The following is a 16886-nucleotide window of genomic DNA, read 5'->3' as shown; positions in this document are numbered from 1 at the left end:
ATTTTTAGTAGTAGAAGTTAGTATATGGATGACCAACGTGCAGTAACTGATAACGACGTTAAACGAGAAATAGCTGATTCATTCAGTAACGCCGCTTCGTATTATGATGAACATGCATACGTGCAAAAGGAGGTGGCAGAGCGCCTTATTGCCTCATTAGAGCCGTGGAGAGATATTATTCCCGCAGGACCGATTATCGAATTGGGTGCCGGAACAGGATTTGTAACGAAGGGAGTAATTGATTTATATCCTGATAGAGTAATTGAAGTTACAGATCTGTCGGAGGGGATGATCGAGTTTTGCAGCAACAAATTTGCTGACTATGAGAATCTAACGTTTAAAGTAGCGGATGCGGAGCAGGTTCCTGAATTTGATGAGCCGCACTATGGGTTAACAATAAGTGGATTTACGGCTCACTGGTTTGATCATCCGGCTCAAACATTGGCAAAATGGTTGGAAATTACGAAACCGGGCGGATTGTTATTAGCTTCTTTTCCCGGTAATGAGAGCTTCCCCAAATGGAGAAAATTTTGTCAGAAGCTGGGGTTGCCGTTCACAGCTAACGAGTTACCTGATGTGGAAGAGATGGTCATCAAAATGTCTGTTGGCCCCGCGCAGGTTGATTATTATGAGGATACCATTACCCGTGAGTATGAAAGTGCTAAAGACTTTTTTGGTGAATTTAAAAAGTTGGGAATGGATACCCTGAAACAGGGGCGACAGTTGACATCAAAAGAGATGTCACTCCTTGTTGAGCATTGGGATTCTTCAACAGAAGGAAAGATTTCGGTGGATTATCACGTCATCTTTCTGGCGGTTAAAAGAGATTTCGATTCCTAATGAATTAATATCCATCAGGATTTTGCGATTGCCAGCGCCACGAGTCGCGACACATATCTACTAAGTCGTATTCAGCTTTCCACCCCAACTCTTTTTCGGCTTTGGATGGATCGGCAAAATTTATGGCAATATCGCCGGCCCGCCGGTCGGTTATTTCGTAGGGAATATCTTTTCCTGAAGCTTTTTCAAAAGCTTTTACGACATCTAACACGCTGTAACCGGTTCCGGTCCCCAGATTGTAGGTGACCACTCCGGGATTTTCTTTCAGCTTTTTAAGCGCACTTAGGTGTCCTTTTGCCAGATCTACGACATGAATATAATCGCGGACGCCGGTACCATCGGGTGTGGAATAATCATCGCCGAAAACAGAAAGTTTCTCGAGTTTTCCTACAGCAACTTGTGTTATATATGGCATTAGATTATTGGGAATATCGTTAGGATCTTCACCAATTTTTCCGCTGGGATGAGCTCCTACAGGATTAAAATACCGTAGTAGGGCTACATTCCAGCTGTTATTAGCAGTATGTAGATCACGCAAAATTTCCTCAATAAAAAGCTTGGTGCGTCCGTATGGATTGGTGGCTGAAACGGGAAAATGCTCCTTTACGGGCACTTCTTCGGGATCACCGTAAACAGTTGATGAAGAGCTAAAGACAATATTGTTTACGTTATGCTCTCTCATTACCTCGCAGAGATAAATAGTGCCCGTGATATTGTTGTCATAATACATCAGTGGTTTTTCTACCGATTCTCCTACGGCTTTAAAACCGGCGAAATGGATGACCGAATCAATTTCATGGTCACTAAAAATACTCTCTAAGCCCTCTTTATCAAGAAGATCGGTCTTATAAAAAGTGAGTGATTTACCAGTAATTTCCTCGACCCGATTAAGAGCTTCCTTCTTACTATTGCTAAGGTTATCAACAACGATGACGTCTTCGTTATTATTCAACAATTCGACAACGGTATGGCTGCCTATAAATCCAGCACCGCCGGTAACTAAAATACTCACTATGTAGTTAGGTTTGAGTTTTAAAAATTAGAATGCTCTGCCTGAAATATCGATACTCTTAAGCAAAAAATATCATGTCTGTGCATCAGCAAGGTGGGTTAATTCCTTTTTAATAGTTGAACAAATATCACTCATTTTGTTAACTGATTCCTCGAGCTCTTCATCGCCAGCATTATCGTTGAGCAGGATTTTGGCACGCTCATATTCGTCTACGACCTCATCGGCTCCCATCATCTGAGCACCGGGTTTAATCTTGTGACCAGCCTTTCGGAGATCGGCCATGTTTCGATCTAACAAATGGGTGCAATAGTTTTCAATAAACTCATTAAAAGAAGTAACCCCGGCTTCGCAAAACTCGGCGACATATTCTGAGTCATTAAAAAGCATATTGCTAATTTTATCGGGATCGATAAACTTATAATTCATGTACAATTTCCTGTCTTAGATGATAATGCTTTTACTAACGTATTTTATACTGTTTGTATAATAGTGATCCGAAAATTAACAAAATGAAATCAGATAAGCTGAAATATTATCACATTTTCATTTAGAGAAATATAACCAAGCTATTCATTTTGAGCTTCATTGACTCCATGTGGTGTTGGTTTTCCATCCACAAGATGCACAAATACGATTTTATCAATTTTGATAATGGTTTCTTTTGTAAATTTGTGACGCACTTCGCAACGGACTGTTATTGAGCTCGTTCCGAACTTTACTGTTTCCATACCAATTTCGATGATATCACCGAGTCCGGCCGAACTCACAAAATCAATTTCGGACATATATTTGGTGACAATGTTACCCTTATCGAGCTGACAGGTAACAAATATCGCTGATTCCTCATCAACCCAGCTTAGTACCGACCCGCCGAAAAGCGTTCCATGGGCGTTTAAGTCTTCGGGTTTAATTAGTTTTCGACTAAAAAATTGCATAGTTAAGTTATTTACTTCAATAATAATGAAAGGTAAAGGTAGGAAATTACAGTTACTAATGCTTATAGAGCTTGCTGATTTGCGGAGTAATAAATTTCAATAAGAAAGCCCGGCAATCAGCCGGGCTTTTAATTTATTTAGTGACAAGCATCAATTCCATCCCTCAGTTTTGTCTGCTCGTCTCCATTTGTTAGGTGGTGCAGGCTCCTCTTTTAGTTCGACATTGTGATCTTTTAGCAAATTCAAGGCTTCATTAACCGAGCGTCGTAGTTGGGGATCTCCTCCGTTTATTACAGCGGCTGGCTTTTGCATAACCTGAATATCGGGACTAATGCCTTCATCCTCTACATCCCACTCACCGTCTGTATTGAAAAACCCCCCGCGTGGTGCAATCATGCCACCTCCGTCAATAAATTGCGGCGTATCCCATGTGCCAACTAAACCGCCCCAGGTACGCGTGCCAATAAGAGGACCGATTTCTTTTTCTCGAAACATATATGGCAACAAATCACCACCTGAACCAGCACGTTCATTGATCAACATAACTTTTGGTCCCCACAGGCCGGCCATAGGAGTTGTGAAGGGAGGATATTTATCACCAACCTTACTGTTGAAATATCCTAATAACTCTCGATTCATAACATCGATCATATAATCTGCTGCAGAACCGCCGCCGTTATTACGCTCGTCAATGACCACACCGTCTTTATCTTGTTGTGCAAAATAATAGCGGTTAAATGCTTCAAAACCACCTTGGCCGGTGTTTGGAAGCCACACATAGGCAAGTTTGCCGTCAGACATTTCATCAACTTTTCTACGGTTGCTTTCTATCCAGTTACGGAGACGAAGGTCACTCTCGTCAGAGACTGGTTTAACTGATACGTTTCGTGTATCCTCCATATTTGGAGAACTGCTTACAGTCAAAATCGTATTCCGCTCTGCTGTTTCTTCAAACAGTCGAAAGGGGTTGGAAGGCGCCTGAAGATCACGGCCATTTACAGCGAGAATATAGTCGCCTTCTTGCACATCAATTCCGGGTTGGGCAAGAGGAGCGTGTAAGTTGGGATTCCAGTTCTCATCGCTATATATCTTTTTGATGCGGTAACGCCCTTCATGCCTTTCCAAATCAGCTCCAAGTAATCCTATGGAAACTTGATCAAGATCGGGATAATCACCGCCGTAAGTATACGAGTGGCCAACCGATATTTCGCCGCCGAGAATATCGATAAGGTAACTCATATTCGAACGATGTCGAATGTGATCAACCCAAGGTTTGTACCACTCATAGATTTTTTGCCAGGGCGCACCGTGTTCGTTATCCACGTATAAAAAGTCGCGTTGGAATCGCCATCCTTCACGAAAAATTTGCTGCCATTCGTCTTGTGGATTAACACGTACCTGAACATCACTGACATCAATTTGTCCGTCGCCCGGTTTTTGTGGACTGCCCACGGTAGATACAATGCCCCAGGTTTCACCACTGCGATATAGCAGATTTTTCCGATCGTGCGAAATTTTGGCCTCCTGGATAGAAGAGATAAATTCCTCAGATTTTTCTTCCTGCACGTTATATCGTTGCAGTGTACCTTCCTGCTGATAGAATACATGATTTTCCGGACCGGAAAGGAGACCTGCGTAATCCGCTTCAGGGATATCCGCCGCAACAATGCGATCTTCGCTGATGGTTGGCTCTCTTAAAAGACGAGTGTCGTCATCTTGGCCAAAAGCATCCGCAACTGGGGTGAGGGTTAAAAAAGTAATGGTTATCCAAAGAAAGGGAACGGAAAGTTTCTTCATGGAATGCTAAAATTAAGTTGTAAGCGATTTGCAGTAACTAAGTAACAAACAACCAAAGCTGCAAAGTCTATGTACTTATGAGAAGGTGAGAATAGATTTAGAAATACCAAGATGTATTATTCTTTCACTGGCTCCCAAAGCTCAACCTTATTTCCTTCAGGATCGATAATCCAGCCAAAAAGACCAAACTCCGTATCTTCAATTTTTCCTGATATTTGAATGCCTTCTGATTTCAAAACCTTTATCAACGCTCGTAAATCATCATCTTTCCAGTCAAAGGTATAACCGCCGTAACTTTCATCAATCGGCAGACCAAGGTGTTTTTTATACCATGCCGCAAGTTTAGTAGGGTTTTCTGATTTGAAAAATATACCACCGATGCCAATAACTTTTTTCATGATGATAAAGAGTTAAATAATGTAGGAAGGTTCAAATTTATTCTATGCTAACATCTAATGTATCCAAAATAAAAAAAGCCGCCCCAAAATAGGCGGCTTTTCGATGTCGAAGTCAGATCTGGTTAGAAGTAGTAGGTCCCCATAAAGGCAGCACCGGTTGAGAGGCGGTCACCGCCGTTATCATTGACCAAAAAATTGAGTTGTGCTTCGACTCCAAGGCTGAAATGATTGCCGAGGAAATATTCCCCACCGCCGGTTGCGCCAAGTAAAAAATCAGTGTCTTCGGGACCCACTTCGGGTGATGTGCGCTGCAGAATACCACGTGAACCAAGATAAGTGGCGAAGTCAGATCCCATATCTTGATAAAAGCGCGGTGCTACACCCAGGTTGAGAGAAGTGAAATTATCTTGCTGATGATTGATCCCAAAAATAGGGGCAATGGTAACATTGTCGTTTAACCAGATGGGAACCTGTAGATTGGTTTGATTTCCCTGTAACGATGCTTGAAGCCCAAAACTGCTGTCAGTAGGTCGGTTTTGTGCAAAAGCAGTGGTAGTAATTAATAATGTTATAAAACATAAAGAGAATAATTTAGTAACGTTATTCTTATAGAAGGGATGAGCTATATTGTTCCAACTCAGGAATTTTTCAGCACTTTTTTGCAGGCTTCTAAATCTTTTTTTGCCGGTTCATAATTGGGTTCAATTTCCAGACATTGCTCAAAATAGGAAATAGCCTCTTCGTACTGCTCAAGATGTTTCAGCAAAAAGCCAATATTGTTATAGGCCTCGTGAAATTCGGGATCCAGTTCTATTGCCTTTTTATAGCAGCGTCCCGCTTCCAAGCTATCATTATTTCGCAAATGATGATTACCCAAATTGAAATATCCCATGGGATCGTCGGGATTTATTTCAGTAATATGCTCAAATAATTCTTGGGCTTTTTCATCCTCATTTGCCAACTCGTAAATATCAGCAAGATTATTCAGCGCCGGTACGTAATCGGGCTTAATATCCAGCGCATTTAGATAGTGGTTGATCGCTTTTTCAATATCCTTTTTCTCATAAAAGGTATTGGCAAGGTTAAAATGAATCTTGACAGCTTTCGGTCTTTGATTAAGAGCCTGTTGATAATAGTCTATGGCCTCATCATAATCCCCAAGCATGTGATATCCAATGCCCAATTCGTTAAGCAGTTCGCCGTCATTGGGCGATTCTGCCAGCTCTTCTTTTATTTGTGCGATCTGTTGTTCAATTTTATTCATAGCCGACAAAGATAAGAAAAGCTTTAGATGAACTCATTCTTAAATAGTACTTAATTTTGTGTTCCTATAAACAGGAAATAGTTCCAAAGCCCAAGGTAGGCGTTATGAAAACTTGTTTGTACTGACGAAAAGCTTTCTTTTAAAAGGGGATACAGCTCACCGGAAAAGTCCGCATGATTTATTTTCATCCATTTTCTAAACCAGGGAAGGGGAGAAGTATGAAAATCGACGATGGCAAGATATCCATTTTTGCTGAGATCATTTTTTAGTTCTGTTATTATCTGTGGATATCCTGCTCCCATCATGGTCAGTGAGTAAGAGAGTAAAATAAGATCATACGGTTCTTCATTTAGATTTATAGCTCCATAACGCCTTCTTTTTAAGCTGATAGCAGGATCTGTAATCTTTGTCCGAGCTTTTCCGAGCATATCAGTGGAGATGTCGATACCGGTAATTTGTGTGTTAGGAAATCGCTGTTTTAGTTGGATAAGATTGTCGCCCGTTCCGCATCCAACTTCTAAAATGCGTGCATTGGTCGGCAAAGAAGGAATCTCCTCAACCAATGTCTTTCGTCCGAATAAAAAACTCCAACGGGTAGCATCATAAATATGGGAATGAAACCGATAATATTGAGCAATATTTTTTGTATGTACCTCTGTGATGGGGTTTTCTGATGTATTGCTCATAATACGGTAGCAAGATGTGTTGATTCGTAGGTTCCCACACGATCTTTTTTGTGCAGAGGTTCTGTTAGGTCTGGATGGAAGCTAACCTTACCAAAGACGAAATCTGGCAGGAAGTCAGGCTCAGGTCTGGCCGATCGAAATAAGATACGGGCGCCATTTTGGGCGTGGTCTAATATTAGTCTCCATTGGTTGGCAAGTTGATCAGGTTGTGTAAATGCCATCCAGTCCTGATGATCCAACAACACAAAATGAGAGTAGGTTTCGTTGCTTTTTTGCAGGGCATGCAGCAGGGAAGAGGTATGTGTTTCAATCCGGTGGATACGTTTTTGTAAAGCCCTGAAGTGTTTTTCAAGCAAATAGTTGGGACAGCAGTCCGGGGCATAGTGTCCCGTAAGATAAACCCGCCAAAAATAGTTCTCCCCGATGGGAAGTTCTGTGAATACTTGTCGCAGAGATTGGCGAATAAATTCCGGCAGACCATCTTCGTATTGCTGTTCAATCATCTTGCGTTGACTGGCCGGGACGCCAAGCATAGTCATGGTAGCGTGGCGACCAATAAGCCATTCTGAAAAGGGATTCCAGAGCTGTGGCTCAATTTCGCGAAAATAATATGCTTGTTCTTCTAAACTGTTGGACGACAAAAGGTTTTCAACAGCTAATGTTAACCTTTTCCGCTGAATTTGGTTATAGACAGTACGAGCAATTTTTCCTGAGGTACCGCTAAAATAAAAGCTGTCACTATTTGACTTGGGGCTAAAGTTTTGGATATGGTTATCCCAGAATTGCTGTGCCTGTTTTGATAATAATGACCTTAATTGTTGATGATAGATGAGTTTAGCTCCGGCTTTTTGTCCTTCCCCAAAAAAGTTCCACAAAAGAGTATAGTTGCCATTCTTGAAAAGAGCTTTTTTAAGTTCCAATAACGCATTTTGAGTAGGATTAATATCAACACATTGTATATGTTGAACATCATCAAGCAGATAATCCAACGCGTTATCACCGGCACTGGTCAACATAAGTACTCTGCTCTTGGAATTGAGATCTAACAGTGCTCGATCGATCCGGGGATCTTCCCAGCAGGTATTATACACCAGGTTATCGGAGGTTACGGTATCGAAAAAACGGCGCTGTAGCTCTTGTACAATGTTAGTTATGGATTTCATGGAATTACTAAAACTATAAGTTCCATATGTAAATTGTATGAATCACTATGTAATGAGTTTTAGGTAGATTTAGAAAATACAATTTAAAAATGTGATTCGATGCAGAATTTGTATCTTTGAGTAAACTTATAATAAAGATCACAATTATGGCTGATAACAAAGAGAAATCGGAAGAGAATAAACGCGAAAAAATTAAAGGCTACGAAAAATTGATTGATCGATTGAAGAAAGAGCGAGCAGAGCTTGAAGACGAGATAAACAGAGATTATCGTGAGGCCCGGCGTTATGTTCGATCCCATCCCGAAGAAGGGGTGCTTATTGGTTTTGTAGGCGGTATTGCTTTAGGATATATCCTGAGTAAATTGGGACGAAAGTAATTATAGTAAAACTTTAAATTTGGACGTAAAAAAGGATTATTGTGAATACAACAACGATTAATTCGGATCATCTGGCTGAATTATTTGAGCGCGTAGATGCGCTCAGGGGGTATCTTTGACTATGATCAGCGAAAAGTAAATATCATAGAACTGCAAGAGCAGACACAGAATCCTAATTTTTGGAATGATCCCGATGAAGCCCGTCGGATTATGAAGAAGCTGGACCATGAGAAGAGTATGGTTAAAAGTTGGGATCGTCTGGATGAGCTGCGCGAGAGTATCAAGGTCTATCAGGAATTTTTGGATGAGGGTGAAGATATAGGCGATGAGCTGCAGCAAGAGGTCAAAAAGCTGGAAAAAGGTATTGAAGAACTCGAACTGCGAAACATGTTGCGTGGTGATGATGATCATCGTGACGCCGTACTCACCTTTAATCCGGGAGCCGGCGGTACGGAGAGCCAGGATTGGGCCGAAATGTTGTATCGCATGTATACCCGGTGGGCAAAGAAACACGATTATGATATTTCTGTATTGGAATATCAGCAGGGTGATGTCGCGGGATTAAAAAGTGCCACGATACAAGTTGAAGGAGAGTTCGCTTATGGGTTTTTAAAAGCTGAAAGTGGGGTCCATCGGCTGGTTCGTATCTCTCCCTTTGATAGTAATTCTCGTCGACACACCTCATTTTGTTCAATGTTTGTGTCTCCTTTAGTGGATGATACTATTGAGGTTGATATTGATGAAAGTAAAGTTGAATTGCAGCGCTTTCGTGCCAGCGGCGCGGGTGGTCAGCATGTGAATAAAACAGAAACCGCTGTTCGACTTATTTGGGAAGGAGAACTTTCTGATGGAACTGAGCAGCGTGTAGTTGCAGAATGTCAGCAGGAGCGATCCCAGAAACAGAATCGCGAAAAAGCAATGACGTTGCTGAAATCGAAAATTTACGAACTTGAAAAGCAGATTAAAGAGCGTAAAAAGGAGAAACTCGAAAATTCAAAAAAGGATATTGAGTGGGGATCGCAGATACGTTCGTATGTATTTCATCCCTACAATATGGTAAAGGATCATCGTACCGATCACGAAACTTCTAATACTGATGCAGTAATGGATGGCGAGCTCGATGAGTTTATTAACGAGTATCTGCTCTCTATTTCGGCATCGGATAAAACGGAATAATGATTACTGTAGGCGTTACCGGAGGTATTGGCAGTGGGAAGTCAACTGTATGTGATATATGGGCACAGCTGGGTGCTTATGTTCTCAATGCCGATGACCTTGCCAAACAGGTGATGGTAACCAATGCCGAAGTAAAGCAGCAGTTAGTCGATCGTTTTGGATCAGAATCTTTTTTGGACGATGGAGAATTGAATACCGAACATTTGGCGAATGAAGCGTTTGAAAAAGGACGTGTTCAAGAATTGAATGCTATTGTTCATCCGAAATTACCGGCAGCTGCTTCCCAAAAGATGGAGGAAGCTGAAGCACAGGGATACGAAGTTTTTGTCTATGAAGCCGCTTTGTTGCTGGAAAATTTAGAGCCTGGTTCGCTGGACTATACTGTGCTGGTATTAGCTGATGAAGATCATCGAATTGAGCGTGTAAAACAGCGGGATAACAGCTCTGAGGTAGAAATAAAACAGCGAATAAAAAAACAGCGAAACTTCGAGAAATCGACTGAGCGGGTGGACTATGTTATCCGTAACAATGGAACACTTGAGGAACTGGAAAAGAAAGCCGAAATTGTATACCAGAGTTTTTTAACTGAGCGTGAAGCATAAAAATCATAAATAATGATCAGCAAAAGAGGGAAGGAATGGTAGACCGAAAAACAAATCGTGTCATTACCCTGGAAGAATATATTATTCAAGCACAGAATAAATTTCCGGGAGCTACGGGAGAACTATCTCAACTCCTGCGCGACATTGGCCTTGCAGCGAAAATAATATCAAGAGAGGTTAATAAGGCAGGAATTACAAATATATTGGGAGAGGAAGGATCGACTAATATTCATGGTGAAACGGTAAAAAAGCTGGACATGTTTGCTGACAAGCAACTTATTTCGGCGTTAAACCGATCGGAAATTACCTGTATGGTTATCTCCGAAGAAAATGACGGGATTGTTGAGCTCGATAATGACGGGGGGAAATATATTGTTTATCTGGATCCTCTGGATGGATCTTCAAATATCGATGTGAATGTTTCGATAGGAAGTATTTTTTCCATTTATATGCGGAAGAATCCTGATACCAATAAACTGAGTGAGGAAGATGCTTTGCAATCCGGAGTACAGCAGGTGGCGGCGGGTTATGTATTGTATGGATCAAGCACATTGATGGCATATACAACTGGATTAGGAGTTTCGGTGTTTACACTCGATCCCAGTATCGGTGAGTTTATTTTGTCAGATGATGACGTAAAAATTCCTGATTATGGTACTATATATAGTGTGAATGAGGGTAGTTATCATTCTTGGGAAGAGGGACTCAAACAGTATATAAAGTATTGTCAGGTTGAGGATTCAGAGACGAGTAGGCCTTACAAAGCGCGATATATTGGATCGATGGTGGCCGATGTACACCGAACCTTGATAACGGGCGGTATTTTTATCTATCCCAACAGCAGTCAATATCCGAATGGGAAACTACGGCTGATGTATGAATGCAATCCGTTAAGTTTTGTGATAGAGCAGGCGGGAGGAATGGCTATCGATTGTAACGGGCGAATTTTAGAAATTGAGCCTGAGAGTCTCCATCAAAGGACCCCCATTTTTATCGGATCAAAAGAGAATGTTTTGAAAGTGAAAGAGTTTCTTGATGAGTACAAGCAAGAAACGATTAAAGCGTAAGCTGATATAATGATTTAAATAATATATGATCCCGGAACAACTGCTGGGATTATATATTAAAAGCTTACTTTTGTCCCTTCTTGAATGTCATGTGAAACAGAAAACCCGCCGTTTGTTTCTATAACATATTTTGCAGGCTCTTCGGACTCAAAACTTTTTTCTGAAAACGGTTCGGCATTTTGATGGATGCGTACAATTTCAAAGTCTGCATTTACAAACATAATATCTAACGAAAGGGGAGTGTTAGCCATCCAGAAACTACGGGGTTGGTTTTCATCAAAAATAAATAGCATCCCTTTATCCGAGGGGAGGTCTCGAACATCCATTAAGCCTTGATTGCGTTCTTTATCGCTATCTGCTATTGCAACCTCAATGGTTGTCAGGGTATCTGCCTTGGTATCTAAAAAGGAAACCGATTTTCCATAAGTAAGTGTGCGCCCCTTATTTTGGCTGTTGTCCTCTGTTTTTTCTTGTTCCGAACAGCTGGAAAATATAAGGGATAAAGACAGAACGGTTATCAGTGTAAATATGATTCTCATTTCAGTAAAAATTTGCTGTAATTATTTGTGGTTATAAGTATAGTAAAGTTTGATCAATGCGTTAGAAAAAAGTTAACGGTTACTTTGCAATAGATGAAATGATGGGAAAAGAGTTCCCAGGCTAGTTGTTTTTTAGACGTATTAACGGTATCTTTGTTTGGTTAAAAGTGAGCGCCGAGAGGTCCTCACTTTTTTTTGTACCTAAAATTAAGAAAATCGTGCAAAACGAAGTTACAAATAGGATTTCAGAACTTGCAGAATCAGTTTTATCAACAACTGATTTCTTTCTTGTTGATGTTGAGATCAAAGGCGGAGATACACCCGAAGTTTGGGTGTCGATAGATGCCGAAGATCGCGGTGTGAACATGGACGAATGTGCGGAAGTGAGTAATGAGCTCAGTTTTTTGATGGACGCACACGATGTATTTTCTGGCAGATATCGCATTAATGTTTCATCACCGGGATTAAGTCGGCCGCTGGTTGATCGTCGTCAATATCCTAAAAATGTAGGACGTAAAGCAAAGTTTAAGTTTAAAAAAGACGGTGAATACAACAAGGTTGAAGGTATTTTGAAAGAGGTTGACGATGACCATGTTATAGTTGGTATAGATGATGATGAGTCAACGAAGAAAATTTTATTTGACGACCTGGTAGAAACAAAAATAATTCCTTCATTTAAATAATTTTAAGCAGACAGGAGCTAACTGATGTCAAACGATATTTCAAAACAGATTATTCAATCTTTTGCTGAGATTGCCAAAGACAAAGATATTGATAAGGATCTTCTTCTTTCAATCCTTGAAGATGTTTTTCGAACCATGATTCGCAAGAAGTATGGTTCTGATGAAGCTTTTGAAGTTATTTTGAATGCCGATCGCGGCGAAGTTCAGATTCTCCATATCCGTGAAGTGGTACCTGAAGAAGAACTTACAGATGAAGTACAGGAGATTACGCTGGAGGAAGCCCAGAAACAAGATCCCGATCTTGAGTTGTATGATGAATACGCTCAGGAGCTTGACATTCGCGATTTCGGACGGCGCGCAGTAATGATGGCCCGACAGCAACTGGCTCAACGCATCCGTGAGATCGAAAAGGATAATGTGTTTGAAGAGTATTCTGATCGTGTAGGAGAAATAGTTCTGGGAGATGTCTACCAGATTCGAAACCATGAAATGTTGGTGAATCACAATGGCGTAGAACTTACTCTTCCCAAAGATGAACAGATCTATAAAGATCGTTATCACAAAGGGGATACCATCCGTGCTGTTGTAAAAGAGGTTAAACGTTATCATGGAAATCCCTCGGTCATTATTTCCCGAACTTCGCCACTATTTTTAGAGCGGTTGTTCGAAAATGAAATTCCCGAGGTTTTTGATGGAATTATTGATTTGGAACGCATTGCTCGTGAACCCGGTGACCGATCAAAAGTAGCTGTGGTTTCGCACGATGAGCGTGTTGATCCTGTTGGTGCATGTGTGGGTATGAAAGGAGTTCGAATTCATGCTATTGTGCGTGAGCTCCAGAACGAAAATATTGATGTCATCAATTACACCGATGACAAGCATGAGTTTATTAAGCGAGCACTGCAGCCGGCGAAAGTGTTAAGCGTTGAATTGAGTGATGACGGTGAACATGCAAAAGTTTTGGTACCGGCGGATGAAGTTTCAAAAGCTATCGGTAAAGGCGGTGTGAATATTCGACTGGCTTCAAAACTTACCAATTGTGAGATTGATGTGTATCGCGAAGTGGAAGAAGAGGACGATATCGATCTCGGAGAGTTTGAAATCGATTTTGGTCCCGAAGTTATTGAAACGCTCCACGAGATTGGTTGTGATACGGCAAGACAAGTATTAGAGTTGGATGAGGAAGAAATTGTTCGGCGGACGGAAGGTAAGATTACCGAAGATGAAGCCGAGCGCATCATCGATATTATTGCGTATGAATTCGAAGATGAAGAATAATTGAACTTACATTTCCAAGAATCCTGTTTTACCTTATACTACAGGGTTCCCGATTAGTGTAACAGATAATAACGAACGTACTTTTTCAGAAACAAATATATATGTCCAAGAAGACAAGAAGATTATTCAAAGTAGCATCTGAATTTAATGTCTCTACCACCTCTATAGTAGACTCGTTATCAGATGAGGGCTTTGATGTTGACAATAAACCAAATTCCAAGATAACGCCCGAAATGTACGAGGCGCTGGAAGAGGTTTATGGTGTTGACAAAGCGAAAAGTAAGGAGCACGAGAAGGCGAAAGAGGAGTATGAGAATCGTCGAAATCAAATTCGTGCCAGTCGCAATCAAAGTATTTCTGTTGAGGACTATCTGGAACCCCTTGAAGATGACGACTTGCCAATTGAGCCTCAGGAAGAGGAAGAAATAGAAGGAATCAAACCTAAGGACGAAGAGCCTCCTCAAGAAGAGGAAACTGAGGAAGAACCTGAAAAAGTTGAAGCATCAGAATCTGAAGAAGAAGACCAGGCTGAAGAAGAGGCTGATGAGGAAGAAGATGTAAAAGTTGATGCTGAGGTTGAAGAAGATGATTCCGAGGAGGAAGATCAGGTCGATGAAGGATCTCCTGCGCCAGAGGCTTCGAAGACTAAAACAGAAGAAGTTGAAGAATCAGATACAGAAGAAGAGCAGGTTGAAGAAGTAGCTGAGTCTGATGAAGATATTGAAGACGAAGAAGATACTTCAGAAGAGGAGCCCGAAGATGAAGATTTTGATGATGAAGAGGGGGACAAAGAAGAAGAGACTGAAGAAGATGAAGAGATAGAAGATCAGGACGAGGATGAAGATACTGAAGATGAGGAAGAGGATGAGGACGACGAAGAAGATGACGATGAAGAGGAGCGTGGTGTAATTCGGGGGCATGCCGGACGATTAAAAGGAACGAAGGTCGTCGGTAAAGTTAAGATTGATGACAGTAAGCCCAAGCGTCGTAAAAAGCGTAAGCGCAAAAAAGATCGTCAGGAAGATGATGACGATTCAAATAAAAAGTCTGGCAAACGCAATAAGAAGAAAAGTAAAAAGAAAGGTAAGAAGAAGCGTCGTAAGCGTGGAAGCCGTGTTGATGAGGAAGATGTAGAACAGAAAATGAAAGAGACGCTGCGAAAAATGCAGTCGTCCGAAACGGTTGGTAGTAAACGTCAGAAGCGCCGTCGCCAGCGTAAAGAGGAACGCGAGGAAGAAGAACAGTTACAGCAGGAGCTCGAGGAGCTTGAAGATCAGGTTATTGAAGCTACTGAGTTTATCACGGTCAGTGATTTAGCTGAGCTGATGGACGTAAAATCCAATGATGTGATTACGACCTGCATGGATCTTGGCATGATGGTGTCGATCAATCAGCGATTGGATGCCAGCACGATTGAGCTTGTTGCTGAGGAATACGGTTATGAGGTTGAATTTGTCGACGCCGATGATGCAATTGAAGAAATTGAATTAGAAGAAGATGATCCCGAAGATCTTGAACCTCGTGCTCCTATTATTACGGTAATGGGTCACGTTGATCACGGTAAAACCTCTTTGCTTGATTATATTCGCAAGTCGCAGGTTGCCGAAGGTGAGGCCGGTGGTATTACACAGCACGTTGGTGCTTATGAAGTAACAACCGACGATGGACGCCCCATTACGTTCCTTGATACACCGGGTCACGAAGCCTTTACTGCTATGCGTTCTCGAGGTGCACAGGCCACGGATATCGTAATTCTTGTGGTCGCTGCTGATGATGCGGTGATGCCCCAGACGATTGAGGCGATTAATCACGCGAAAGCAGCTGGAGTATCTATCATTGTGGCAATTAACAAGATGGATAAGCCCGGAGCTGATCCGGATAAAATTAAGCAGCAGCTGGCTGAACACGATGTGCTTGTTGAAGAATACGGCGGCACGAACCAGGTTGCAGAGGTATCAGCTATGACTGGAGACGGAATACCTGATCTATTGGATAAGGTTCTTATTGAGGCTGAATTGATGGAGCTGAAAGCTAACCCCAATAGAAATGCTGATGGAGTTGTTCTTGAAGCTCGTGTTGATAAAGGAAAAGGAATTGTTTCAAATATTCTTGTACAAAATGGTACGCTTGAAGTTGGCGATCCATTTGTAGCCGGACCATGTTTTGGTCGGGTTCGTGCAATGGAAAATGAGCATGGAGAACGAATTGAATCAGCAGGACCTTCTACTCCACTACAGTTAACCGGATTTGATGATATCCCACAAGCCGGTGACAAGGTTGTTGCCCTTGATGATGAGAAGAAGGCTAAGGAGATTGCCAATCAGCGACAACAGATTAAACGCGAGCAGGAACTGCGTCAATCTAAGCATATGAGTCTTGATGACCTTTCACGTCGTCTCGCTCTTGGTGAGATTGAAGATCTTAACCTCATCATTAAAGCTGATGTTGATGGCTCGATTGAAGCACTTTCTGGTGCGCTGCAGAAGCTAAGCAACGAGGAGGTTTCTGTTAATGTAATTCATACCGGGGCCGGAGCCATTACCGAATCCGATGTATTGCTTGCCTCGGCATCCGAAGCAATTATCATTGGCTTCCAGGTGCGCCCGACTTCCAATGCACGTAAAGTGGCCGAAGAGGAAGAAATTGACATTCGACTCTTCAGCGTTATTTATGATGCCGTTGATGAAGTTAAAGATGCGATGGAGGGTATGCTTTCACCCGAAATTAGTGAGCGACTTTACGGTAATGCCGAAGTAAGAGAAATATTCAAAGTTTCCAGCGTAGGAACCATTGCCGGATGTTATGTTACTGACGGTAAGATTAATCGCAATAATCCGGTTCGTGTGGTACGCGACGGCGTTGTGATCTACGACGGTGAAATTGATGCCCTGAAACGCTTTAAAGACGATGTCAAAGAAGTGAAGAGTGGGTACGAATGTGGTATCAGTATTGTAAATTATAATGATATTAAAGTTGGTGACGTTATCGAGAACTATGAGGTTGTTGAGGAACGCCGAAGTCTCGAAGATGTAAAAAGTGATGACAGTTAACGCATTAACTTAATTTTGG

17 protein-coding genes and 1 pseudogene are annotated in these 16886 nt (G+C 41.6%); 8 read left to right on the top strand and 10 right to left on the bottom strand.

From position 1 onward, the window contains the following. The first annotated feature begins 24 nt into the window (after positions 1-24). The gene (locus CK503_RS09910) at positions 25-840 is read left to right on the top strand and encodes a methyltransferase domain-containing protein (protein WP_095606648.1); all 816 of its coding nucleotides are present in this window, start codon (positions 25-27) and stop codon (positions 838-840) included. Positions 841-844: 4 nt separating this feature from the next. Here the strand turns inward: CK503_RS09910 and galE are convergent, their stop codons facing one another. The 9 genes and pseudogenes from galE to CK503_RS09865 form a co-directional block, all read right to left on the bottom strand. Further along, the gene (galE, locus tag CK503_RS09905; protein ID WP_095606647.1) at positions 845-1852 is read right to left on the bottom strand and encodes a UDP-glucose 4-epimerase GalE; all 1008 of its coding nucleotides are present in this window, start codon (positions 1850-1852) and stop codon (positions 845-847) included. A gap of 72 nt (positions 1853-1924) precedes the next feature. Beyond that, positions 1925-2278, bottom strand: a complete 354-nt coding sequence (locus tag CK503_RS09900; protein ID WP_255233378.1) for a taurine dioxygenase — start codon at positions 2276-2278, stop codon at positions 1925-1927. 140 nt (positions 2279-2418) lie between these two features. Further along, on the bottom strand, positions 2419-2787 hold the full coding sequence (locus CK503_RS09895) for an acyl-CoA thioesterase (protein WP_095606646.1): 369 nt from the start codon (positions 2785-2787) through the stop codon (positions 2419-2421). 150 nt (positions 2788-2937) lie between these two features. Then, positions 2938-4584 carry a PDZ domain-containing protein gene (locus tag CK503_RS09890; RefSeq protein ID WP_095606645.1) on the bottom strand — a complete coding sequence of 549 codons (1647 nt, stop codon included), beginning with the start codon at positions 4582-4584 and terminating at the stop codon, positions 2938-2940. Positions 4585-4700: 116 nt separating this feature from the next. Continuing rightward, entirely contained in the window at positions 4701-4982 is a 282-nt protein-coding gene (locus CK503_RS09885; RefSeq protein WP_095606644.1) for a VOC family protein, read from the bottom strand. A gap of 122 nt (positions 4983-5104) precedes the next feature. Beyond that, positions 5105-5338, bottom strand: a complete 234-nt coding sequence (locus tag CK503_RS09880) for a hypothetical protein (RefSeq protein ID WP_095606643.1) — start codon at positions 5336-5338, stop codon at positions 5105-5107. Positions 5339-5619: 281 nt separating this feature from the next. After that, positions 5620-6258: pseudogene (locus CK503_RS16540) on the bottom strand (tetratricopeptide repeat protein); the annotation flags it as partial. A gap of 38 nt (positions 6259-6296) precedes the next feature. After that, positions 6297-6932 carry a class I SAM-dependent methyltransferase gene (locus CK503_RS09870; RefSeq protein ID WP_095606641.1) on the bottom strand — a complete coding sequence of 212 codons (636 nt, stop codon included), beginning with the start codon at positions 6930-6932 and terminating at the stop codon, positions 6297-6299. Next, positions 6929-8095 (bottom strand): BtaA family protein, encoded by a 1167-nt coding sequence (locus tag CK503_RS09865; RefSeq protein ID WP_095606640.1) that lies wholly within the window; start codon positions 8093-8095, stop codon positions 6929-6931. The genes CK503_RS09870 and CK503_RS09865 overlap by 4 nt, the downstream gene beginning before the upstream one ends. A gap of 146 nt (positions 8096-8241) precedes the next feature. Between CK503_RS09865 and CK503_RS09860 the strand changes: the two genes are divergently transcribed. From CK503_RS09860 to fbp, 4 genes are all read left to right on the top strand, one after another. Further along, entirely contained in the window at positions 8242-8472 is a 231-nt protein-coding gene (locus CK503_RS09860; RefSeq protein WP_095606639.1) for a hypothetical protein, read from the top strand. A 56-nt stretch (positions 8473-8528) separates the two neighbouring features. Further along, positions 8529-9648, top strand: a protein-coding gene (gene prfB / locus CK503_RS09855) for a peptide chain release factor 2 (protein WP_141239917.1) whose coding sequence is annotated in 2 segments (ribosomal slippage) — positions 8529-8588 and positions 8590-9648 — 1119 coding nt in all. Because the reading frame shifts where the segments join, the coding sequence is not laid out codon by codon here. After that, on the top strand, positions 9648-10250 hold the full coding sequence (gene coaE / locus CK503_RS09850) for a dephospho-CoA kinase (RefSeq protein WP_095606637.1): 603 nt from the start codon (positions 9648-9650) through the stop codon (positions 10248-10250). The genes prfB and coaE overlap by 1 nt, the downstream gene beginning before the upstream one ends. Positions 10251-10285: 35 nt before the next feature. After that, positions 10286-11317, top strand: a complete 1032-nt coding sequence (fbp, locus tag CK503_RS09845; protein ID WP_095606636.1) for a class 1 fructose-bisphosphatase — start codon at positions 10286-10288, stop codon at positions 11315-11317. Positions 11318-11373: 56 nt separating this feature from the next. Here fbp and CK503_RS09840 read toward each other — a convergent pair whose 3' ends face one another. Further along, the gene (locus tag CK503_RS09840) at positions 11374-11856 is read right to left on the bottom strand and encodes a DUF192 domain-containing protein (protein WP_095606635.1); all 483 of its coding nucleotides are present in this window, start codon (positions 11854-11856) and stop codon (positions 11374-11376) included. Positions 11857-12074: 218 nt separating this feature from the next. Here CK503_RS09840 and rimP point away from each other — a divergent pair, with 218 nt between their 5' ends. The 3 genes from rimP to infB all read left to right on the top strand — a co-directional run bounded on the left by rimP (position 12075) and on the right by infB (position 16867). Continuing rightward, on the top strand, positions 12075-12539 hold the full coding sequence (rimP, locus tag CK503_RS09835) for a ribosome maturation factor RimP (protein ID WP_095606719.1): 465 nt from the start codon (positions 12075-12077) through the stop codon (positions 12537-12539). 24 nt (positions 12540-12563) lie between these two features. Beyond that, entirely contained in the window at positions 12564-13817 is a 1254-nt protein-coding gene (nusA, locus tag CK503_RS09830) for a transcription termination factor NusA (protein ID WP_095606634.1), read from the top strand. A gap of 101 nt (positions 13818-13918) precedes the next feature. Beyond that, the gene (gene infB / locus CK503_RS09825; RefSeq protein ID WP_095606633.1) at positions 13919-16867 is read left to right on the top strand and encodes a translation initiation factor IF-2; all 2949 of its coding nucleotides are present in this window, start codon (positions 13919-13921) and stop codon (positions 16865-16867) included. The last annotated feature ends 19 nt before the right edge of the window (positions 16868-16886 follow it).

This window comes from Fodinibius salipaludis, from assembly GCF_002287075.1.
Lineage (GTDB): Bacteria > Bacteroidota > Rhodothermia > Balneolales > Balneolaceae > Fodinibius > Fodinibius salipaludis.
Note: the sequence above shows the minus strand (reverse complement) of the source record. Positions and strands in the feature narration are given on the sequence as shown.

Excerpts from the sequence above, each read along its gene's own strand:
- CK503_RS09910 (WP_095606648.1), top strand. The coding sequence starts at position 25 with ATGGATGACCAACGTGCAGTAACTGATAACGACGTTAAACGAGAAATA.
- CK503_RS09885 (WP_095606644.1), bottom strand. The coding sequence starts at position 4,982 with ATGAAAAAAGTTATTGGCATCGGTGGTATATTTTTCAAATCAGAAAAC.
- CK503_RS09900 (WP_255233378.1), bottom strand. The coding sequence starts at position 2,278 with ATGAATTATAAGTTTATCGATCCCGATAAAATTAGCAATATGCTTTTT.
- CK503_RS09890 (WP_095606645.1), bottom strand. The coding sequence starts at position 4,584 with ATGAAGAAACTTTCCGTTCCCTTTCTTTGGATAACCATTACTTTTTTA.
- nusA (WP_095606634.1), top strand. The coding sequence starts at position 12,564 with ATGTCAAACGATATTTCAAAACAGATTATTCAATCTTTTGCTGAGATT.
- CK503_RS09895 (WP_095606646.1), bottom strand. The coding sequence starts at position 2,787 with ATGCAATTTTTTAGTCGAAAACTAATTAAACCCGAAGACTTAAACGCC.
- CK503_RS09865 (WP_095606640.1), bottom strand. The coding sequence starts at position 8,095 with ATGAAATCCATAACTAACATTGTACAAGAGCTACAGCGCCGTTTTTTC.
- CK503_RS09870 (WP_095606641.1), bottom strand. The coding sequence starts at position 6,932 with ATGAGCAATACATCAGAAAACCCCATCACAGAGGTACATACAAAAAAT.
- fbp (WP_095606636.1), top strand. The coding sequence starts at position 10,286 with ATGGTAGACCGAAAAACAAATCGTGTCATTACCCTGGAAGAATATATT.
- CK503_RS09860 (WP_095606639.1), top strand. The coding sequence starts at position 8,242 with ATGGCTGATAACAAAGAGAAATCGGAAGAGAATAAACGCGAAAAAATT.
- CK503_RS09840 (WP_095606635.1), bottom strand. The coding sequence starts at position 11,856 with ATGAGAATCATATTTACACTGATAACCGTTCTGTCTTTATCCCTTATA.
- coaE (WP_095606637.1), top strand. The coding sequence starts at position 9,648 with ATGATTACTGTAGGCGTTACCGGAGGTATTGGCAGTGGGAAGTCAACT.
- CK503_RS09880 (WP_095606643.1), bottom strand. The coding sequence starts at position 5,338 with ATGGGATCTGACTTCGCCACTTATCTTGGTTCACGTGGTATTCTGCAG.
- infB (WP_095606633.1), top strand. The coding sequence starts at position 13,919 with ATGTCCAAGAAGACAAGAAGATTATTCAAAGTAGCATCTGAATTTAAT.